Source organism: Staphylococcus argensis (assembly GCF_002902305.1).
In the GTDB taxonomy this organism is placed as follows: Bacteria; Bacillota; Bacilli; order Staphylococcales; family Staphylococcaceae; genus Staphylococcus; species Staphylococcus argensis.
The window spans coordinates 164,402-184,825 of the sequence record NZ_PPPX01000001.1 but is presented as its reverse complement, the minus strand read 5'-3'; the positions used below and the strand labels follow the sequence as shown (position 1 = coordinate 184,825).

General features: G+C 39.0%; 20 protein-coding genes. 3 read left to right on the top strand and 17 right to left on the bottom strand.

Features of this window, described 5'->3' with window-relative positions:
- Positions 1-73 precede the first annotated feature (73 nt).
- From CD039_RS00925 to CD039_RS00915, 3 genes are all read right to left on the bottom strand, one after another.
- A complete protein-coding gene (locus CD039_RS00925) occupies positions 74-622 on the bottom strand; it encodes a GNAT family N-acetyltransferase (RefSeq protein ID WP_103370755.1) in 549 nt (182 codons plus the stop codon).
- Positions 623-823: 201 nt separating this feature from the next.
- Entirely contained in the window at positions 824-1,120 is a 297-nt protein-coding gene (locus CD039_RS00920; protein WP_002472533.1) for a hypothetical protein, read from the bottom strand.
- 299 nt (positions 1,121-1,419) lie between these two features.
- On the bottom strand, positions 1,420-1,752 hold the full coding sequence (locus tag CD039_RS00915) for an SA0632 family lipoprotein (protein WP_103370754.1): 333 nt from the start codon (positions 1,750-1,752) through the stop codon (positions 1,420-1,422).
- Between the two features lie 225 nt (positions 1,753-1,977).
- Here CD039_RS00915 and CD039_RS00910 point away from each other — a divergent pair, with 225 nt between their 5' ends.
- Positions 1,978-2,661 (top strand): DUF1129 family protein, encoded by a 684-nt coding sequence (locus CD039_RS00910; protein WP_049408086.1) that lies wholly within the window; start codon positions 1,978-1,980, stop codon positions 2,659-2,661.
- A 374-nt stretch (positions 2,662-3,035) separates the two neighbouring features.
- Here CD039_RS00910 and CD039_RS00905 read toward each other — a convergent pair whose 3' ends face one another.
- The 11 genes from CD039_RS00905 to CD039_RS00855 all read right to left on the bottom strand — a co-directional run bounded on the left by CD039_RS00905 (position 3,036) and on the right by CD039_RS00855 (position 14,400).
- Positions 3,036-4,199, bottom strand: a complete 1,164-nt coding sequence (locus tag CD039_RS00905) for an MFS transporter (protein WP_103370753.1) — start codon at positions 4,197-4,199, stop codon at positions 3,036-3,038.
- 304 nt (positions 4,200-4,503) lie between these two features.
- Entirely contained in the window at positions 4,504-4,989 is a 486-nt protein-coding gene (locus tag CD039_RS00900) for a DUF456 domain-containing protein (RefSeq protein ID WP_103370752.1), read from the bottom strand.
- On the bottom strand, positions 4,986-6,206 hold the full coding sequence (locus CD039_RS00895; protein WP_103370751.1) for a sugar efflux transporter: 1,221 nt from the start codon (positions 6,204-6,206) through the stop codon (positions 4,986-4,988). The genes CD039_RS00900 and CD039_RS00895 overlap by 4 nt, the downstream gene beginning before the upstream one ends.
- 34 nt (positions 6,207-6,240) lie before the next feature.
- Positions 6,241-7,101 (bottom strand): LysR family transcriptional regulator, encoded by an 861-nt coding sequence (locus tag CD039_RS00890; protein WP_002472595.1) that lies wholly within the window; start codon positions 7,099-7,101, stop codon positions 6,241-6,243.
- 180 nt (positions 7,102-7,281) lie between these two features.
- Positions 7,282-8,076 carry a ribonuclease FAU-1 family protein gene (locus tag CD039_RS00885; RefSeq protein WP_240595010.1) on the bottom strand — a complete coding sequence of 265 codons (795 nt, stop codon included), beginning with the start codon at positions 8,074-8,076 and terminating at the stop codon, positions 7,282-7,284.
- Between the two features lie 112 nt (positions 8,077-8,188).
- Positions 8,189-8,413: a type II toxin-antitoxin system RelB family antitoxin gene (relB, locus tag CD039_RS00880; RefSeq protein ID WP_103370749.1), complete on the bottom strand. Its 225-nt coding sequence runs from the start codon at positions 8,411-8,413 to the stop codon at positions 8,189-8,191.
- An 85-nt stretch (positions 8,414-8,498) separates the two neighbouring features.
- On the bottom strand, positions 8,499-8,984 hold the full coding sequence (locus CD039_RS00875) for a cupin domain-containing protein (protein ID WP_240595058.1): 486 nt from the start codon (positions 8,982-8,984) through the stop codon (positions 8,499-8,501).
- Positions 8,985-8,986: 2 nt separating this feature from the next.
- Positions 8,987-9,706, bottom strand: coding sequence for a YebC/PmpR family DNA-binding transcriptional regulator (locus tag CD039_RS00870; RefSeq protein WP_002472555.1), 720 nt, complete (start codon positions 9,704-9,706; stop codon positions 8,987-8,989).
- A gap of 992 nt (positions 9,707-10,698) precedes the next feature.
- Complete coding sequence (locus CD039_RS00865; RefSeq protein ID WP_002472520.1) at positions 10,699-11,058, bottom strand: transcriptional regulator, SarA/Rot family; 360 nt, start codon at positions 11,056-11,058, stop codon at positions 10,699-10,701.
- A 154-nt stretch (positions 11,059-11,212) separates the two neighbouring features.
- Complete coding sequence (locus CD039_RS00860) at positions 11,213-13,381, bottom strand: helix-turn-helix transcriptional regulator (RefSeq protein WP_103370747.1); 2,169 nt, start codon at positions 13,379-13,381, stop codon at positions 11,213-11,215.
- Positions 13,382-13,719: 338 nt separating this feature from the next.
- On the bottom strand, positions 13,720-14,400 hold the full coding sequence (locus CD039_RS00855) for a Bax inhibitor-1/YccA family protein (protein ID WP_103370746.1): 681 nt from the start codon (positions 14,398-14,400) through the stop codon (positions 13,720-13,722).
- A gap of 329 nt (positions 14,401-14,729) precedes the next feature.
- Between CD039_RS00855 and CD039_RS00850 the strand changes: the two genes are divergently transcribed.
- Positions 14,730-15,566, top strand: a complete 837-nt coding sequence (locus CD039_RS00850) for a CHAP domain-containing protein (protein ID WP_103370745.1) — start codon at positions 14,730-14,732, stop codon at positions 15,564-15,566.
- 435 nt (positions 15,567-16,001) lie between these two features.
- Here the strand turns inward: CD039_RS00850 and CD039_RS00845 are convergent, their stop codons facing one another.
- The gene (locus CD039_RS00845; protein WP_103370744.1) at positions 16,002-17,018 is read right to left on the bottom strand and encodes an inorganic phosphate transporter; all 1,017 of its coding nucleotides are present in this window, start codon (positions 17,016-17,018) and stop codon (positions 16,002-16,004) included.
- Positions 17,019-17,031: 13 nt separating this feature from the next.
- Positions 17,032-17,649 carry a DUF47 domain-containing protein gene (locus tag CD039_RS00840; protein ID WP_049408058.1) on the bottom strand — a complete coding sequence of 206 codons (618 nt, stop codon included), beginning with the start codon at positions 17,647-17,649 and terminating at the stop codon, positions 17,032-17,034.
- A 923-nt stretch (positions 17,650-18,572) separates the two neighbouring features.
- Between CD039_RS00840 and CD039_RS00835 the strand changes: the two genes are divergently transcribed.
- Positions 18,573-19,079, top strand: coding sequence for a GNAT family N-acetyltransferase (locus CD039_RS00835; RefSeq protein ID WP_103370743.1), 507 nt, complete (start codon positions 18,573-18,575; stop codon positions 19,077-19,079).
- A gap of 88 nt (positions 19,080-19,167) precedes the next feature.
- Here CD039_RS00835 and CD039_RS00830 read toward each other — a convergent pair whose 3' ends face one another.
- Positions 19,168-20,199, bottom strand: a complete 1,032-nt coding sequence (locus tag CD039_RS00830) for an alpha/beta hydrolase (protein ID WP_103370742.1) — start codon at positions 20,197-20,199, stop codon at positions 19,168-19,170.
- Positions 20,200-20,424: the final 225 nt, after the last annotated feature.

The window sequence follows — 20,424 nt, the reverse complement described above, 5'->3', positions numbered from 1 at the left end:
TTTTAATATATTCGTCATATTGTACACAGCTTAACTGTGGTAGGCTAGCCATTCGACGCTAACATCCCACCACTTAAGAGGAAGTTAAATCTTTATAATATCTGACGTGGCGCTTCAACGGATGGTATTTTCCCAAATTAGGATATTCAAAGTCGTCGTAGTGCGACATCCCTATCTTCTCCATCACTTTACGTGAACTCGCATTTCCTTCCGCCGTCAACGCATATACTTCTGTGATACCTTGCTCCTGCGCATACGCTAACACCGCTTCAGCTCCTTCAGTCGCTAGGCCGTTCCCCCAAACTTCAGGAATTAACCGCCAACCTATTTCGTAAAATGGTAACTCTTTAAATTGATATTTACTTTCTTTCGGCAAATAATTCAAGCCGATAAAGCCTAACCACTCGTTCGTTTCCTTTAACTCAACGGCAAACAACCCAAGTTGATGTTTATGAATAATATCATTCATGAGCCGCATGTCCACTTCTGATTTGCGATAACTCAACAAATCCGGAAAGTACCGTCTCACTTGCGTATTCGCATTCATTCTTTGAAAGGGCAGTAAATCATCTTCGTTCCAATCCCTCAATATTAAACGGTCAGTTTCTATATAAATAGTCATATTTACACCTCTGATCCATCTCTGCTATACAGTAAATGAAAAGGGATGTTAATGACGTTGTTTCATGCGTTTCCTCGTCTAACATCCCACAGACTGTTCTATTTATAGTTGTTGGAAATCTCATCAATTTCAACTACATTTCATGCTATGACATTCCCTATTGATGCGAAGGCTCATCGCTATCATGCACGACAGATGTCATTATGACTTCGTGATATAGCTAATGAGTTCTACATGTACAGGTACTTCCTTCAAGCGTTTACGTTCTGACTTAGGTGCCGTAAACGTCGCATCGATGAAATCACTTTGATTATTCAAGTGATATGTAGCTACAAATGTATCTGTATCAGATTCGAAATTAGGTAAATGCGCAATGACGCGTTTAATTTCGCCAGTTGAATCTACAATTTCACGTCCTGTAATATTTTCAAGTTCTCTACCTAATTCTGGTAAAGTAATTGATCGACCTTCTAATAAACTGAATTCTTGTTCATGCATTTCGATTCATCTCCTTACTCTGATTACCCATCATCTCAGCACATCTTTTTTGACGGTGGCGTGCGCACCAACGTTGTTTATCTTCATTATTTTTAATTCTATTATTTGATAGCTTTCCTATAATTATCCTTTTTAATACCCTTTTTTTAAAATACTTAAACGTCTACACGAGAAAGCGAGGTCAGACGCTATCATATCAGAATGTAGCTCTTAACGTTCATTCTTGCACTTTATATATTATACAGCGAACGGTTTAACTTCGCAAAATTAGACTGGCAGTAGCGTCACCCAATGTATCCTTAGTCTTTTGACGAATTCGAATCGCTATCTTCATCACTTTTAGATTCAGTTGTGCTATCTTTGTCGTCGCTATCCGTATCCTTATCTTCCTCTTTATCACCTGCATCGCTGTCACTCTCAGAACTAGAACCGTTCACATCACTTTGAAGATCTTTTTCTTTATCTTTAAGCTTGTCGTTTTCCTCTTCAAGCTTTTTCTTTTCTTTTTTCAATGATTTATTCTCTTTTTCAAGTTTCTCTGAATCTTTCTGTAACGACGCTTTTTCGTTACTTTTACCACAAGCAGAAAGTGTCAGCGTTGCGGCGAGAATCAATACTAACCATTTCTTCATAAATGGACTCCTTTACTCAATATTTCATATTTATTCTACCATTTCAGACCGCGAAGTTCATGGATCAACTTAAATCGTCGTCATTTTACAGATAAAAGTAAAGAGAGTCATTCCTTTCAACTTCACAACTTAATCTTATATAGAAATAAGAATTGATTTATTTAAAATACTTCGTCATAATATGTCATAATACGAATTTATTAAAGCAAAGGACTGCTGACGACAATGAAATCTACCGATAAACTCACACGCGAGAACAATGTTAAAGCGCTGAGGCTAAACAATACCGACCGAGAAATCTTTGAGAACTACATGGCCTACGTCCGAGCAGAATTACGAGTGAATTCCCACGACTCTGAGAAGATGCTGAATCGCATACTCAAACGCTTGCTCGTGGCTGAAGATAAAGGCACACATGCGATGGATTTCTTCGACCATGACCCTAAGGCACACGCGCGCAAAGAGATCAAAGCGTTGCCTAACGAAACCTTTATCAATATATGTAAATATATTATTCAACATTTCATATTATTATTAGGTTTGTTCTGCTTTCTTAAAGGGTTTATTGGGTTCTTTATTCGAACTTCACGTATATATTTATACACCTTCCCTATTACGATTGTGGTAGGTATTGTTATTATCTTTCTTTTTATTTGGATGTTGTTTAAAACGATACAAATGCAGTGCTTTTCTAAATCACATTGGTCATGGATATTGGCGTATATCATCATTTTGTGCCTAATGATTTCGCTATTCTATGTTATTTTTATCCCACAATCATTTTTAGCGTTTGGTCCTTACATTCGAGTAGGTAATTGGACATTTATTCTGATTTCAATTGCGTTAGTTCCTATTTCGTTATATATTGATCACCATTTTGTGAATAAAGATGCGAATACGTCGTTGTAAACTTAGCCTGCGATATAAATTAAGCTTATTTTTTTCAATGTTATAACTCTCGCTTGCTTGGGTCTGAGACAAAATTAAAACTTATTAATTTTCAATGTTATAACTCTCGCTTGCTTATGGGACCACACTCAACTAATTCTTTTCGCTCAAAGAGCTCGAAGAATGGATTTTCGTTGTGGTCTTAAATCCATCAAGCGTCTCGAGTACACATTGAAAATTGACTTATAGTTTATTTAGATGCTACGAGTTTCAGGGTCGTAATCAATCTTCTTATATCTTAGATTGCTGTTGACCCCCCCCTCATTAATTCAATAATATTAAATATACTTAAAACGCCCTCAATTATTAGGTTTCTAATAATTGAGGGCGTTTATTTATACCTGACTTGCTTGTTCTTTCTTATTTATATACATATTAACTAATAGAAGAATTAAACCGATGAATGTGAGTATTGGTGCAATGAAACTTAAATATTGAATTGGTAAGCTTTCAACTACGACGCCACCAATAAAGGCACCGAGTGCATTTCCAAGGTTGAACGCTGATTGGTTCAGCGTACTTGCTAAAGTAGGTGCGTCTTGGGATACCAAAGTACTTTTAAACTGCAAGGAAGGGCTCATACTGAACCCGATGAAACCAAATAGGAAGATTCCTACGACCATCGCAACAGCACTCATCTGAATAAAGTAAAGTGCAATGAAGTAAACGATGAATGTGATGAAGATAAGTTGCAAGGCACGGTTCAGGTTCCAATCTGCGAGCTTACCTCCGAAGATATTTCCAAGTGTCACACCTACACCAAAGATGATGAGCATGCCAGAAATGAAGTGCTCAGGTATTTCAGTGACATCCGTCAATATCGTTGAAATATACGTGAAATAAGCAAACACACTACTGAAACCGAAGAGTGTGATGCCTAATGTGAGCCACATTTCTTTCTCTTTCAGAATACGAAGTTCTTTCAACATAGACGATTTCACTTCTTCACGCGTCATCGGTACGAAGAAGACGATACCTAAGAGCGCGATGAAACCGAGTATGGCAATAACGACGAAAGTCATTTGCCACCCAAGATTCTGACCGATGAGTGTACCAAATGGCACGCCTAAGATATTACTTAAGCTCAGTCCCATAAACATCAGCGCCATTGCACTCGCACGTTTCTCAGGTCTCACCATGCTTGCGGCAAGTATAGAACCAATCCCAAAGAATGAGCCATGTGCTAATGACGTAATGATACGGCTCGTTAACATAAAGCCGTAGTTAGGACTTAAGGCCGCAGCAACGTTACCAACAATAAATATTCCCATCAACGTCAGCAACAAATATTTACGGTTCCATTTAATCGTTAACATGACGAGAATAGGTCCACCGATTGCTACACCTAACGCGTAACCGGTAATCAGCTGTCCTGCATCACTTACTGAGACATTCAAATCACGCGCTACGTTTGGGAGTAATCCCATGATGACGAATTCTGTCATTCCAATCGCAAACGCGCCAATGGCTAACATCCAAATTGCTACAGGGTACTTCATTTCTAGCCCTCCCTCTCTTTTTTTATCAATGACATTATATATCACAAGTTTTGTAATAAAATTACACGAGAGCGATTATACTAAAAATGAAGTCCTTACCTCAACCCCTTTACTTAACTTTTTCTTATGAAAACGCACTCAAATCTAATTTTCACTAATATCCTGACGAGTAAAATGCATTGCGTGTCCCCACTTCAGCAAGGGAACATTACATAATGACAATAAATTACTCGGCCAACATAAAAACGACCAGCGCACGCTCTTCAAACATGCACTGGCCTATCATTCATTTTATCCTCAATAGTTAAAACACTAGCGCATCAAGCAAGAACCAGATCACCATAATGACCATGATTAATGCTTGTGCCACTGTGCTCGCTAAGAATGCGACAATCGAACCGAAGCTCGCGCTCAACGCTTTCGTGAAATTCGGTTCTTGAATCATTTCAACTACAAATACGGCGACGAAAGGTATGATGATAATACCAAATGGTGGAAAGACGAAACAACCCACTATTACACCAATCAATGCGACCCACTCGCTCGTCTTCGAACCGCCAAATTTGTTGACGAAATATTTATTCATCAAGAAATCAGCGAGCAGAATAAATACTGTAAATACAATCATCGCGACGTAGAATATCCACGAAAGATGACCGTTGTGTATACCAAATTGATAAATTAAGAATCCGATCCATAAGAACGGTAAGGATGGGATAATCGGTTTAATCAATCCGATAAATGCGACGACAAAGGCCGCAATAATTAATAACCATAATATGACTGTCATGCGTTATCTACTCCATTATCTTTTTTAGTAAACTGTTGGTCTTGTGTGAAAAAGATTAGTATAACTCCTAGCAAAAGCGATGTTGCAGAGACGAAGAAGACATGACCTAAACCTACCAAGTCACTCATTACCCCGCCAAGTAAATTCCCACACAGCTGACCAATGACCATCGCATTGGCGAATAGCGTTGAAGAATAACCTGGGAAATCAGGTAGAATGTCTTGGAAGTAAGTAATGCCAAGTCCTAACAGAATCGCTAGGAAGAAGGCCAAGAAGATTTGACCTATAATCATCGCAATAATGCTATCAAATATGCCTATACTAGCGAAGAAGACACTTCCGCTCAGACCACCTAACATCAGTAACGGTCGCGTACCCACCTTCGAGGACAACACGCCTAAGATAATCATGAACGGCACTTCTAAACCTGCACATATACCTGCAAGCACACCTACATAGCGGCTTGTGTCATGAAGATAATCCGTAATAAATAAAGGCATATTCATCGTATACATCCATTGCCCAATATGTAATAAGATAAACCCAACAAATGGGATGAGTAGCGGCAAATTCTTCAACATATTCGGTGCTTTCGCCTCCACATGAGTTTGCGTAGAGACTTGATGTTGCGTTTGTACATTTTTAAAGAAAAAGACTTGCAGAAGTAAGGTGAAAAGCACAATCGTAATTGTTCCTGCAAAGAGGCCAGAGAATCCTTGCGCATCAATAAAGAACGACCCGATAAAGGGGCCGAACGCGAAGCCAAAGGAGAACATCGATCTCAAAACGGCATTCGCAAACTTCGCTCGATCACGCAATGACGACTGGTTAATCGCTTCACGAGCTGACGCGTACATTTGTGGCATGGCAGGCGCAAACAAGCCCTGGAACAACGCGTACAACACGAGATAGAGCCACTTGTTATGTATATAGAAATAGAGTCCGAAACTCATCGCACCCATGAAGAGCGCACAGATAACTAAAAATTTACGGTTAATTGTATGCGTATCAGAGAAACGCGCCACTATCGCATTGACAGTGAATTGACTCACTGCGGCCGCTGCGAGCAACAGACCAAACTGCGGGCGCGACATCCCTAACTCTTTCGTAGCAAATAAGACGAGAAAAGGGATGGTAATGGCGATACCTATCCCTAATAACATCATATTGACTACAAATAATTTATAGTTCTTTATATGTAGTAGTTCTTTAAACATTGTAGTCCTCCTCGTCTCACTCAGGTTGAGACCTTTACGATTTCTTCACATACTCCATGACTAAGTTGATAAACGAATCGACTTGTGGTAACTGCACCATGCTTGAATCATAGCTGAGGAACGTTGAACGAATCAGTGGATCTTGACCGAGATGCACACGTTGCGTCGCAAATTGTTCTTGATCAATATGCTTCATCATAATCTCTGGTAGTATCGTTACACCCACGCCATTCAGCAACATTTCCTTACATGTCGCCACTTGGTCCACCGTAATCATCGCATGATAATCTTGCCCGAGATGTTGACTGTACCAATCTTTAATTTGATTAATATAAATTGGATCAGCTTGAAACTCAATAAACGGCAAATTGCTCACTTGTTCTTTACGATCACGTGGATAAATAAAGTAATGCTCATCATTGTAGAGATGCGTATTACTCAAATTCATAATCTTGTTACCGCGAATAATCATGACGTGATAATCTTTGTGATTTGCTTTAATCTGCTCACTGGAGCCAACTTGAACTTGTATTTCTACATTTGGAAATTGGCGTGTATAGAGATTGAGTACTTCAGGTAATAACGTTTGCCCAATAAGAGAGGAACAACCAATCGAAATCTTCCCATTGACCTCCCCGATATGCGCTTGCATCTTGTCACGGAAGAGACGCTCACGATTCAGCATATCCTTCGCATGCTCAATGATCATAGCTCCCTCCGTCGTCGTAATCAGCTGTTTCTTCGTACGGATAAAAATGTCTACGCCAAACGCACTCTCAATGGCTTTCAAACGTTGGGTTACTGCGGGTTGAGATATGTAGAGAATCTCAGCTGCTTTACGCAAAGTCTTGGTTTCATTCAGTGTAGTCAGTAAACGATAATCTTCTATCTTCATAGTTTCCCCCTATAACAACTTTTCAGATATTCTGACTTATCTTTAGAACATTATTAGTTAAATACATGAACCGTTATGCTTCTATCAAGAATAACCCTTCGTTAATTGAAATTTGCGGTCACTTCAACTTCACCTTGTATCCTATGCCCTGAGATGACAGGCGCTCGTTTGAGTGTTGCACTATTTACGAATAAACTTAGAGTAATCTTTCAAAGTCTTAGGTTGTTCTTTCTTTACAGTCCGAGTTTGCTGCTTGCTGTCACTGTGTTTCTGTTCATTCTTATGACGTTGCCACTGTCCTTTATTTTTACGCTGTGGCTTGTGATTGCCTTTATTATTAAAATGCGATTGTTGCGCACGCGTAGTATGTGATTTCTGATTACGGCCTTTATGTTTCGGCTTGAACTTATTTCGAAATTTCGAATGACGTCCTTGCGCTTTTTGTTTTATCTTATGAAAACAATACATAATCTTATCTTGCATTGCAGGAAAATCAGCGTCGATCTTAATCATAAGTTGATGCGCGATCACATACGCCTCATGATACTGCTTGTTCGTAATCTCTGCGTCGTTGAGGGCGCGCAATAAGTCATCTTCATCGACGAGCTCATACTCACCATTCGGTAAGACCAAGACATCCAAGAAGAGGTCAAGTGTACGCGCATGCCCACGTTGCGTAATATTCTTAATATTAATATCGAAATAATACTCAAGCGGATTCCCTTTGTCATCCATCATCACTGTAATACTATAGCGTTTCTTGTCAGGCAGAATCTGTAACCATTGATAGCCATCATCAGCCACGATAATATTGCGGTTGACCACCGATACCTCGAGAGGATCTCGCACCTTGTGCATCTCAACCAAGCCGATAATGCCTTTAAACTTATTGTTGTTAACTCTAACTTCGGTATAATCTCTATCTATAATACGACGCCAGTGACGTTTATCGATATATTTTACTTTCACTGCCATCACTCCTTGATATTAATTATATAGAAGTGCTTTCCCTATGTCATCCTCTGTCTCATATGTCCCACGAATTATTTCATAGATTGTATGGCGCATTAGGGTAAAATAGTGGGTTTTACAGCCCTAATATTTCGTCAACTTCCTCAGGAGAATAGGTGTGTGGGTCATTTCTGTATGCATTCATCGCTTCTTTATAGCTTGCGAGATCTTCTTCATCTTCAATTCTTTCTAATGTTGCTTCTTTCATTAATTGACTAGAATCAATATGATGTATTTCAGCGTAATTCCGTATAGCTTTCATCTCTTCTGCTGCTAGTTCTACTGTTATCTTATGCTTCATTATTATGTCTATCCTCCCTTTTATCTTATTTATAAAAAGAGATAGACTCCGTCTGTGCGAAATCTATCTCTACTCATGCTTATGCCTATTCTAAATCTTGCGCATCTAAAGCCATGATTTCATTAACCTCTTTCAAATGAGGATATTGTTCGTTGAGCGTTTCCTTACTGAACAACTCAAATTGATTAAAATCAAAGCCAGGCTGACACATGCATCCTACTAATGCATAGTCGCCACCCTCGATATTCGAACCAAATATCGTCCCTTTAGGAACTACATATTGCAGCACATCACCTTGTTCAATGTTTGGACCTATCGTCACTTTCTCATATAATCCATCCGGGTGAATCATATGAACCGTTAACGAATCACCGGCATGATAATACCAAATTTCATCAGAATCAATACGATGAAAATGAGAAATATTCGATTGAGTTAGAAGAAAATAAATACTCGTATATGCGGGACGTTCTGACGAATGACACTCGTCTTTAATAATCTCTTTATAATACCCACCTTCAGGATGCGCATTTAAATCCAATTGCTCAACCCAACGCTTCGCTTCAGCAATCATTAATCTGTGAGCTCCACGTTATGGAATACGTTCTGAACATCTTCTAACTCTTCAATCGCATCGATTAATTTTTCAAATTGAGCTTGATCATCTGCAGATAAAGTCACTTCGTTCTGCGGCAACATTTCAAACTCAGCCACCTCAAAGTCCGTTACACCATATTGTTTCAAGGCCTCTTGAACTTGAGCGAACTGATCAGGCTCCGCATAAACTACGATAAGCCCATCTTGATCCACAATATCTCGTACATCCACATCTTGTTCCATCAAGGATTCAAGCACCGCATCAGGGTCATCACCCTCGAAAGCGAACGTCGCTGTGTGGTCAAACATGTAAGTTACCGAACCAGAAACACCCATGTTACCACCATTCTTACCGAAAGCCGCACGTAAATCCGAAGCCGTACGATTCACATTATTCGTCAACGCATCAACGATAATCATGGAACCACTCGGACCAAAGCCTTCATATCTAAGGTGGTCATAATTCTCCTCGCCGCCACCTTTCGCCTTCTCAATCGCTTTATCAATAATATGACGCGGAACAGAATACGTCTTCGCTTTCTCCAACGTTAAACGCAACGCTTGGTTAGATTCCGGATCCGGCTCACCCGATTTCGCCGCCACATAAATCTCCTTACCAAAGCGCGCATAAATTCTACTCGTATTTTTATCTTTTTGGGCTTTCTTCTCTTTAATATTATTCCATTTACGACCCATAATGTCATCTCGCTTTCTATTTCACTACTAATTATCATTATATATTATACATCATACACAAGCTATAACCTAGACGTAGACGTTGATTCCAGTTTTAATATGCGTGGTAAAATGCGTATAACGTAAGTTAATATGCATTTAATTTTCAAATGGACATATAATTTTCAATGTTATGACTCTCGCTTGCATATGGGACCACACTCAACTAATTCCTTTCGCTTTAACAGCTCTAGGAATGGATTTTCGTTGTGGTCTAACTCCATCATGCGTCTCGAGTCTCCATTGAAAATTAACTTATATCACATTGTAATCACAATTCTCTTTACTTTCTTTCCCGTCCCCAAAATAGCTAGTATATGTGTGTAATAACGATAACTTAGTACGATACACTCTATTCCCCAACATCAAAATAGTTAGGTTGTATATAATATAGTGACAACTCAAAGTTAGAATAAGACGCTAAAATTTTAACTCTAAAATAGCAGAAATATATGGGAAAATAGAAACTCTTATTTAGAACTGTACACTCTATTCCCCAAACCCAAAAATCAAGCTACTGTTGTGTTGTGAACAGAAGCTTTTAATTATTATGAACTTACTTTTTTGCTATCGCTCTATTAAGACACAGGATTGCGCCAGACACTATATCTATGGCGTCTAGCCTCAAACGCGACGCCTGAGGGATCCAAGACGAAACCGAAAATCCATTTTCGCTTGCAACAAAAGCGAAAATTAGTTGAGGTCGTCCCCTAGGCAAGCGCGTTTTAGAGGCTCAGCCATACATTCCACTATCTCCTCAAATAAGCAATCCTATGTCGTAAGACATAGAAAAATTAATACAAAACACTATAATAGAACTAACAGAAACAAACAACACAATTAGTAAGAACAAATTAGAAGCAGACACAAAAGTAGCCACAAAAAAATTGCTACTGTTCACTCCCAAACAACAGTAGCAATTATAAAAATACAAAGATTCATTACCAAAGGTGCTATTTATCTATAAAAGCCTCAACCTCATCCAACAAATCACGATACCGCTGCGCATTCCCTTCATCCATAAACAGATGAACCTTACGCTCATCCTCTTCAGAACGCACTTTACTCACACGGTCTTGATTAATCAACTTGCGAATAGAGGCTAACACTTTAGTACGACTCAAATCCAGCTCTTTCGTCGCAATCTTCAAGAAAGGTTGCATCAACATATTTTGCTTACTACAATTCTCTTCAATTACTTCCAAAATCGCCAGATCATTGATTGATAATTTATAATGAGTACTTAGAAAATCCATTAAACCTTTGTACTTCTTATAAACTTCAAGCAACTTCGCCTTCTTCTCAGAATTCATGTTGTTACACCTCCCGTTATAAGTAGGCAGTTTATATACCATTTTCTCTTATAATAGGAGGCCTTGTCTTTGCTATTTGTTTCTATTCCTTTGTCATAATTACGAATAACCTCAAATTAAGTTGTAACAAACATATAGCAATGAGCAAATAGTTTTAGAATTTATCCGTCTGTTCATTTTTAAAAATATGCATAATACGCACGCTATTGTAATGCAACTTAAACTCTAAAGCCGATTGACTGAAATCATGCTCAAAAATTTCGAACTGCGGCTGATTAAATTGCTCAATCTTCTTCACAAGCGGCGTCGACCACTCATACTTGTCCCTTAAGCTCGATGGCACAATCTGGTTAATATTCCCTTGCTTACCATCAAAGTTCTCACTATAAATCAAGTGATTCCCATTAATAATGCTGTGTTGAATGTCCATGGTCATCCGTGCAGGCAGTGCTTCACGATCTAGCGCTTCACCCTCAAGTATGCGCCAGTCGTAAATGTAAATCGTGACCTTCTCTTCCTGCATCGCAACGATATAGTGGCCGTAATCTCTTAGCTTAATATCCTCTAACTCTAAGAAACGATGGAGCAAGATATTGAGCACGGAACTAAAGCCATTTTTATCATAAAGGTAAAGATGCTCACGACCGCTCAGCTGCTGAAACAGATCTACGCCAATCCCGCCAAAGCTATTCCACGTCTCCTTCAACATTTCCATCAGAATCGGCGGACTATCCATCAGTTCGGCGATTTGGTCGTTTGAAAGCAGACGGTTCTCTAAGTTGAGCAAGAAGTATTTCTGATCATCAATATCCATCCGCTGTATGATGTCTTTAATATTGGTAAAATGAACGAGCTGCTTCGTCAGTATTTGTTCTGAATCTTCAACGAGATACGGTGGATTCAACCGTGCATTATCGATAAAGTAATATTTAAAGTTAATACGTTTAAGCTGAGCCTCTAACTGTTTAAATTCTGTCGGCTGATTAAATAAATCAGTGATATCAATTCCGAAATCAACTTGGAAGTTGTAGTTCTGCACATGAATGAGGTGACGATAAATCGTCTTCAAATCCATCGTCGCTAAATTAAAGATATAAGCGAAACCTTGCGCCGCTTCTTTCGTCAGTTGTTCGTTATCTTCAATCGTACGTTTCACGAGTGGCCATAACAACTCAAGATGCCAACGAAGGTCCTCCTTAGAATTAATATGAAATGCAATACTCAGTTGATGCTCCAATAAACTACTCGTAATCTGATGTTTCTCTTCTTCAGTGAGTTCATAAGTTAACGTTTTCGCATCAACTAAACAATAGAAGATGATGTGTTCACTTGCTTCTGTGCGATAAAACGTGAAGTCTTCTAAAAATAGCTTTTTCAACTCAGCCACGGTATGAATTTGTAGCACATTACAACATGGTCGATACGATTTTGGATTCCTTTCATCTATGCGAATATCACTCGTATTACTACATTGCATCGCTTTATCGTTAATGAGAGAAAGCAACGTTTCTTCATCATAATGACACTCTTGCGTTGTACCGAGATGAACGACTTTCTGCGATTTATCTAAATTACGATAGTCATTCGGAGAAACGCCTATATAAGCTTTAAACTTTTTACTATAACTGGCACCATTACTGAAACCACACTGCTCAGAAATTTCCTCTAACGTATGATTGCCACCGATTAAATAACGCATTGAGCTAGCGATACGTATCGAGTCGACATAGTGCTTCACACCAATGCCTAATACGTTGTAGAACTGGCCGGAAATATTAGATTTCGAAATATATAATTTCTCAGACAATGCACTCAACGTTAGCTTATCTGGTAAATGATTGAAGATATATTCAAGTATTTCGCCAAACTTACCATAGCCGGTATAGTTCAAGTGCTGATTGACGATTGAAGCATTAATCTTAGCTTCATCGACAATAATTTGGACAATGTCCGTCATCCATTTCTCAAACTGTGCTTCGGTCAACGTATCCGTCAGTTGCGCATGGGCAAGTTGTAACATCTTACGCATTATTTCATTCGTCGATTGAATCAAGTTGATAATGTATTTATAATCGAAGAAATTCACGCCCACCTTCTCAAACCAGTCACTCGCAATATATAACATAATGCAAGTACCGTTCTGAGAAATCTGGTACGTTTCAACGTCGTTAATCAGTATGAAATCGTTTGTTACGGAATGCGCTTTGGAAATGCTATGTATATCGAGAGTGCCTTGGAGCGGTAGAAATAGCAATATGCCGTCAATACATCGTGCTGTGGGATAGTGCTTCTCAGTTAATAATTGCAAGCATTGTGTTTTCATAGTAGAACCTCTTTTAATATATGATCTTCATATGTATGAAAGGAGCGAAGTGCGACTGACATTTGTGAAGCGATAGGTAATAGGTGACAATCTTTCTATCATCAACTAATTGAGTATGAACTATTATTATAACTTATACATTAAACGATTACCTAGTATTTTATTTAACAAATCATTATATCTTATATCAAATTTGACTCTATCAATTGAATAATGAATGATCTTGAGTGGAGAATAACGAAAAAAGCTAGGACAACTTCTCGAATCATCACTTCAACAACGTTGCCCTAACTTTTCCATTGTATCTTATAGGTTAGTGCGTCTTGATGTTCATTGCGTCACTTTCTCAAACGATCAGCGATACGCAATACATATTTGATAATATGCAGTAAGTTTAAGAATAGATTAAAGCCGAGTTCTCTAGGGGTAAAGGAACCTCGTTTCATGCGGTTAAAATCATAAATCGTATACATTAAGAATAGGAGTAAACCGACTACCATGATGACCGTATGCAGAATCGGGTTATGGATAAAGATTCCGACGATACTCGCAATAATCAAGGCGATTAATGTCACGAACAGGTAGCGTCCCATTCCAGATGCATCATTAATAAGGAAATAACCAATTAAGCCAAAGACGATAAACGCTACGATAGCCAACGCAACGTTTTTATAAAAGACTTCAGCTCCTAAGCTCTGTAAGTAATACGTAAAGGTGGCATAGGATAATAATCCTAGCACAATAGTATAAATGTGCGATATAACAATACCGTATTTACGTGCGCGTTTCACGAACAACGTGATTAAGACGAGTACTAATAGCGCAAAGGATAACGGCTGACGCCATGACATTGGTAAATACTGACCGAAATAACAGCCGATACCAAAGATAATCCAATAATATACGAAGAATAGCCAAACCTTACCATAGGATTTGGAATTCGATTGAGACTGAGACTTAGATTGGGATTGTTTCTGATGTTGATGCTTTGACGATGCTGAATGTGTAGTTTCTGACACACGTTTCACTCCTTACTTTAGTCTTAATTATATGATTCACTATTTTAATAGTCATGAAACATATCAAGCAGTTCTTACCATATTACTATATGTAATACTTCATATTAAATATTACAACGTTATTAATACCTAATATTCTTAAATCTTTGCGATAACTTATTGCTATGCGCAAAACAAGGCTTTTTATATTTAAAATATTTGACTTTAAATTATTACAATATTACATCTTTATAACAACATACACAAAACGGATTAATTTTGTTAGTATGGGTTATAAATCAATTAGTAAATCACAATTCTTTTGTTAACAAGTTGAAGGAGGAGTACTTTTGAAAAAGAAAGTAGCATTTGCAGTAACAGCTGCGTCTGGCGCTGCTGCAGCTTTAGCGCATCATGATGCAGACGCTTCTACGCAACACACAGTGCAATCAGGAGAGTCATTATGGTCTATCGCTAACAAGTACAATACGACACCAGATCAATTGAAACAAAGCAATAACTTGAACAATAACATGGTCTTCCCAGGCCAAGTGATCAATATCGGTGGTGGCAGCGGAGCTCAAGGAGCAAGTGCTAGTTCAAACGGTACTTCTCAATCATCTGGTGCTTCTTCACACACTGTTCAAGCAGGCGAATCACTTAACATTATCGCTAACAAATACGGTGTTTCTGTTGATGCCTTAATGCAAGCGAACAACCTTAATGGTTATTTAATTTCACCAAACCAAACATTAAAGATTCCTAGTGGATCTTCAAACAACTCTACTCCAAATGTAGGTTCAGGTGGTTCTGGTAGCGCTACAAACATTTCAGACCAAGACACACCTACATTTAACGATTCTAACCTTTACGACTGGGGTCAATGTACTTGGCACGCATTCAACCGTCGTCAAGAAACTGGCAAACCTATCAGCACTTATTGGTATAACGCTGAAGGTTGGGCAGTTAAAGCGCAAGCTGACGGTTTCCGTGTAGACAATTCTCCAGCAGTAGGTTCAATCTTACAAACAACTGAAGGCCCAGTAGGCCACGTAGCTTACGTAGAACAAGTTAATCCAGACGGCAGTGTGCTCGTTTCAGAAATGAACTACAACACACCACCAGGCACAGTAGGCTACCGCACTATCCCAGCATCACAAGCTTCTAGCTATAGCTATATTCATTAATTAGATGAGAAAGAGAGACACGTCATTATCCATTTCACTGTTCGGCTGAATGTAGATAAGACGTGTCTTTTTTTGTGTGTTTATTGAGATCCGCTTCTCCTCCCCTTTCAGATAAAAGTATTGACGACATCCCTCTATTTACTCATTAAACAATCGATGACTGACCTCGAAATGACTTGTACTAATTCAACCTCGAGTCGTTCTTAAACCAGCCATTTCCACGTACACACTTATAACCATTTGTAATGACAGTCACTACCCATTATTGACGAAGCGCTTCATTCTCTCCCTATTTTTTAAGCGTCTTTCATATACGCTCTCACGTAGCTAGAACACTAAACTATGTCTCTTTCCTCCAATTTTACCCTTCATAATATAAAAAACGTTGCTCGCCTCCCCTGCTCACTCAAGAGAGACAAACAACGTCTAGACGCTTTATATTAAGTTAAAGAAGAAATTAACGATAAAGTACACAATTGCCGCTAATAACGCTGAAATTGGCAATGTGATGACCCACGTAATAATCATACGTTGCGCAGTCGTCCACTTCACACCTTTAATACGGTTAGACGCACCTACACCAAGGATAGATGAAGATACAACGTGTGTTGTTGAAAGTGGGAAGTGTAAAGATGACGCCACGAAGATTGTGAGCGCAGAAGATAAGTCTGCTGCTGCCCCGTTCGCTGGGCGAATCTTCATGATATTACCGCCGACCGTCTTGATAATCTTCCAACCCCCGATGGCTGTACCTAGACCCATCGCTGTCGCACAGGCAATCTTAACCCATAATTGCGGTTCGACACTTGGACCGTGCTGTAGGTTCGCAACGATTAAAGCGAGCGTGATAATCCCCATCGATTTCTGCGCATCATTCGTACCGTGTGAGAATGATTGCAGAGAAGCTGTGAAGATTTGGAAGAATCTAAAGTTACGGTTCGTCTTAGTTAAGTTCGCATTCTTGAAGACCACTTTGACGATAGAATAAATACAGAAACCGACACAGAATGCGATTAACGGTGATAGTAAAAGTACAATGATAATCTTCGTAAACCCTTGGTAATGCAAGACATCAAATGAACGTTGAGATGCAATGGCAGCACCTGCGATAGCACCGATCAACGCGTGAGATGATGAACTTGGAATACCATAGAGCCACGTTACCAAGTTCCAAATAATCGCAGCAAGTATTGCTGATAGGACGACAATCAAGCCGTTCTCAAGTTTAAATGGATCGACGATATCTTTCGTAATCGTACCAGCTACCCCTGTGAATGTGAGCGCACCGATGAAGTTCATTACGGCTGCTAACAAGATAGCCGTACGCGGTGTTAATGCACGAGTTGAAACAGCTGTTGCTACAGCGTTCGCAGTATCATGGAACCCGTTGATAAAGTCAAAGACGAGTGAGAAGATGACGATCGCTATCGTGACAACTAGAATATAATCCATAATTGAGGACTCCTTAGCTATTTTTCATGATTATTGTTTCAAAGTTATTTGCGACTGCCTGACATTTATCAGCAATTTCTTCCATGCTCTCGTATATTTCTTTAATTTTAATCAAAGTAATTGGATCAGTTTCGCTGTTGAAGATATGCTTGATAGACTGACGTAGGATGCCGTCACAGTTCGTTTCAAACTCTTTAATATTGATAGAGTGAATACGCATGTGCGTCAGCTTCTTATCTACGAGCAAGCCTACCGCAAGCTTCATTTCAGCGATGGCTTTCTGAATGTTCTCAACAAATTCTGCCATGTACTCGTCTGTATATTCGATAGAGTACATTTCAAACATTGCTGCCGTCTCTTCAATCGCGTCAAGGACATCGTCAATCGCATTACTGAGCGACAGAATATCCTCACGTTCAATTGGCGTGATAAACGTTTGATTCAGATCAGAAACCACTTGATGCATGAGTTCGTCGCCGTGTGACTCATACGTCTTGATATTGTCTGAATACGCCTTCAAATCTAAATGTGTATTGAAGTCCATCTTTCCAAATTCCACTGCTGCACGGTCGAGGTTAAAGACCATTTCTTCAAGTTGCACCATGAACTTGTCTTTTTTCTTGTTAAACATTCAAATAATCCTCCATTTTGTAGGTGTTCAACACCTGTACTTATTAAACCTTTCTCGACTACATAATACGTTAAGGGGACAAATGATCTGCGTAAAATGGGGGTGTGTGTACTCATCCAATTACTTGTAGTTATTTATGTATCTGACGATGTGTGAGCATCATTTATCTCTATAAAAAACACCCTTATAAATGATGATTTGTCTTACTTGAAAATAGCACAAAATTAACAATCCTACAATTAAATTTACAAAATCTTAAAGAAGTAAGTTGAAATTCATACGCGCTTAAAAAGCTACTAAAATATCATTCGAGGTCCGAGACAGTTTCTCGCTGGCGATAATGCAGATTAACGTATGATTTCGTTTTGCTTTTTTGTAATTGTATCTCCACCTCACAATGAAAAGATTGAAAAATTGAAGGCATGATCAAGAGGGCGGAACACTTTAAATGATTATAAAATGAATGAAAATCATATCTATAATTTGGTGATAAGTAACTTTTCAATGTGTACTCGAGAAGCTTGAGAGAACATAGCTGCAATGAAAATCCATTTCTGGAGCGCGAAGCGACAGAAATCAGTTGAATACAGCCCACCTTAGCAAGCGAGAGTTAAAACATTGCAAATTAGATAGCTTTAAATTAGTACCAACCTCTATCAAACCTTTACTACACCTCTATTGTACAAATTCAACCGCCTCTTCTACAATCTTCACCCCCAAATTTTTCGACACTTAACTCACTTTTTTATCTTATCAGAGCGTTTTAGTGAAGAATATAGCTGTACGTCATCTTTTTATCTAATGAGAAATTATTTTTAGTAAAAAGATCAAAAACTTCTGCTTTAATTATAGTAAATAAGTGTTTAAAGTGTTATTTTATATAATAATAACTGTTAAAAAAGTCCGAAAATGAGGTGACTGGATTGGCACATCTGATCCGTGAAATAAGTATTCAAGATGTAGAGGCATTCACGAAGCTATTAAGCTCGATTTATGACGATGCTGACTACATGTTATATAATCCTGGCGAATATGCGCCCTCTCAGTCGACAATCATCTCGAATCTCGAGCGCATCATCACGTCGCCATCTAATACCATCTTCGTCGCTGAGTACAATGATGAGCTCGTCGGTTATGCCATCGTTGAGACAGAGGACCTAGAGCGTGCGAAACACGAAGCGAAGTTTACGATGGGTGTCATTAAGCACTACCGTGAGAAAGGCTTAGGACAATCGCTTATCAACTCTGTTGAGGCGTGGTGTCTCAACCGTCACATTCGCCGCATCGAAATCTCTGTCGTTCCTCAGAACTCGACAGCAGTGACACTATTTAAAAATGCAGGCTACCAAATCGAGGGCGAGTTACGCGACAAACTTTATATCGATCACAAATACTACAATAAATACGTGATGTCTAAACTCTTACTTTAGTCATCATGCTGCTATATAACAATAGCCAACATTGGAAACACTCAAGTTCAAACTCGTTTGCGTCTTTCCAACGTTGGCTTATTTTAACCTAATAAGGATTTAACTCTACACCATAAGCGTTCTCGTCCTCAGGCTTCACATCTGTCTCTACACCAGAGGAATCGGTATTACGGCTGAGAAACTTCAGCGTATCCCTGATATTAGTCTTAGATTCAGGTAAGTCGAGGTGGAACTGATACTGATGATGTAAATGATGACTGCCATCATAGAACAACGTATCAATTGGAACACCTGTATCCTCTAGTTTCTTCGCAAAAGCTTTATTCTGACTGAAGAACGGATCCACATCTCCGACAGACAAGAACGTCGGCGGATAATCATCCGTCACCTGATTGATCGTGGACATTTGAGAAATATTCTTGAATTGGTTCTCCCAATCACGTTCACCCGTATAACTTTCCATAAACAATTGAATACGTGGGAACTCGGTCGCACGCACCGTCTTCATATCATAGAAACCACCATAGAAGATGGCTGCTTTAATCTGATCTGAATCAAATTGTGGTTTGAAATGCATCTCGTCTCTCAATGACTTATTCGTCTGCATCGCGACGTATTGACTCGACATTTGCGCGCCTGCAGAATCACCACCAAACACGACTTGATCGAAATTGATCGGTAAATCATGCTTATTCTCTTTAATAAACGACACCGCATCATTAATTTGCTTGATTTGAACGGGATATTTGTTATTCGGTGCGAGCGCATAGTTAATATTCACCACGATATACCCTTGTTCCGCCAACTTCGCGAGCAATGGGTTCTTATACTGCTTGTCCCCCGCGATAAATCCGCCCCCGTGCATCCAGAAGATGACCGGTAACTTGTTATCGTGATCCATCGAAGTCGGTGTTAAGATATCCAAGCGACTATTCGGATACGCTTTGCTGTACTGGATATTAGTAAAGGCATTCACATTCTTATTATTGATTTGTACTTTCTCTTTCGTATCTTTCTTATGATCATGATCGTAATGTATCTTGAGCAAGCCCGCAGTGATACACACGACGATAAATATGATAACGAAAGTGACCATCGTCCATCGTCTTTCTGTCTTCATGGCTTCTGTATCCCTTCACATCGTATTTATACACTCGCCTATCGTGAGTTAGCTTAACTTCATCTTAACTAAAATGACTAGGCGTGTGAAGTATAGTTGTTCTTGACGATTATAGCTGAGTGCTCTCAAGTTCTATCTTACGGTAAAAGGCAACTTGTCAGCCCCTCTTTTTTTCACTAATTAGACCATATTAAAAAAGCCATCCCATCGCGAACGATGAGATGA

Bases quoted from the DNA above. Each gene is read 5' to 3' on its own strand.
- CD039_RS00845 (WP_103370744.1), bottom strand. From the start codon at position 17,018: ATGGATTATATTCTAGTTGTCACGATAGCGATCGTCATCTTCTCACTC.
- CD039_RS00910 (WP_049408086.1), top strand. From the start codon at position 1,978: ATGAAATCTACCGATAAACTCACACGCGAGAACAATGTTAAAGCGCTG.
- CD039_RS00890 (WP_002472595.1), bottom strand. From the start codon at position 7,101: ATGAAGATAGAAGATTATCGTTTACTGACTACACTGAATGAAACCAAG.
- CD039_RS00830 (WP_103370742.1), bottom strand. From the start codon at position 20,199: ATGAAGACAGAAAGACGATGGACGATGGTCACTTTCGTTATCATATTT.
- CD039_RS00915 (WP_103370754.1), bottom strand. From the start codon at position 1,752: ATGAAGAAATGGTTAGTATTGATTCTCGCCGCAACGCTGACACTTTCT.
- CD039_RS00905 (WP_103370753.1), bottom strand. From the start codon at position 4,199: ATGAAGTACCCTGTAGCAATTTGGATGTTAGCCATTGGCGCGTTTGCG.
- CD039_RS00840 (WP_049408058.1), bottom strand. From the start codon at position 17,649: ATGTTTAACAAGAAAAAAGACAAGTTCATGGTGCAACTTGAAGAAATG.
- CD039_RS00895 (WP_103370751.1), bottom strand. From the start codon at position 6,206: ATGTTTAAAGAACTACTACATATAAAGAACTATAAATTATTTGTAGTC.
- CD039_RS00885 (WP_240595010.1), bottom strand. From the start codon at position 8,076: ATGGCAGTGAAAGTAAAATATATCGATAAACGTCACTGGCGTCGTATT.
- CD039_RS00920 (WP_002472533.1), bottom strand. From the start codon at position 1,120: ATGCATGAACAAGAATTCAGTTTATTAGAAGGTCGATCAATTACTTTA.
- CD039_RS00900 (WP_103370752.1), bottom strand. From the start codon at position 4,989: ATGACAGTCATATTATGGTTATTAATTATTGCGGCCTTTGTCGTCGCA.
- CD039_RS00925 (WP_103370755.1), bottom strand. From the start codon at position 622: ATGACTATTTATATAGAAACTGACCGTTTAATATTGAGGGATTGGAAC.
- CD039_RS00865 (WP_002472520.1), bottom strand. From the start codon at position 11,058: ATGAATTCTGAGAAGAAGGCGAAGTTGCTTGAAGTTTATAAGAAGTAC.
- CD039_RS00860 (WP_103370747.1), bottom strand. From the start codon at position 13,381: ATGAAAACACAATGCTTGCAATTATTAACTGAGAAGCACTATCCCACA.
- CD039_RS00870 (WP_002472555.1), bottom strand. From the start codon at position 9,706: ATGGGTCGTAAATGGAATAATATTAAAGAGAAGAAAGCCCAAAAAGAT.
- relB (WP_103370749.1), bottom strand. From the start codon at position 8,413: ATGAAGCATAAGATAACAGTAGAACTAGCAGCAGAAGAGATGAAAGCT.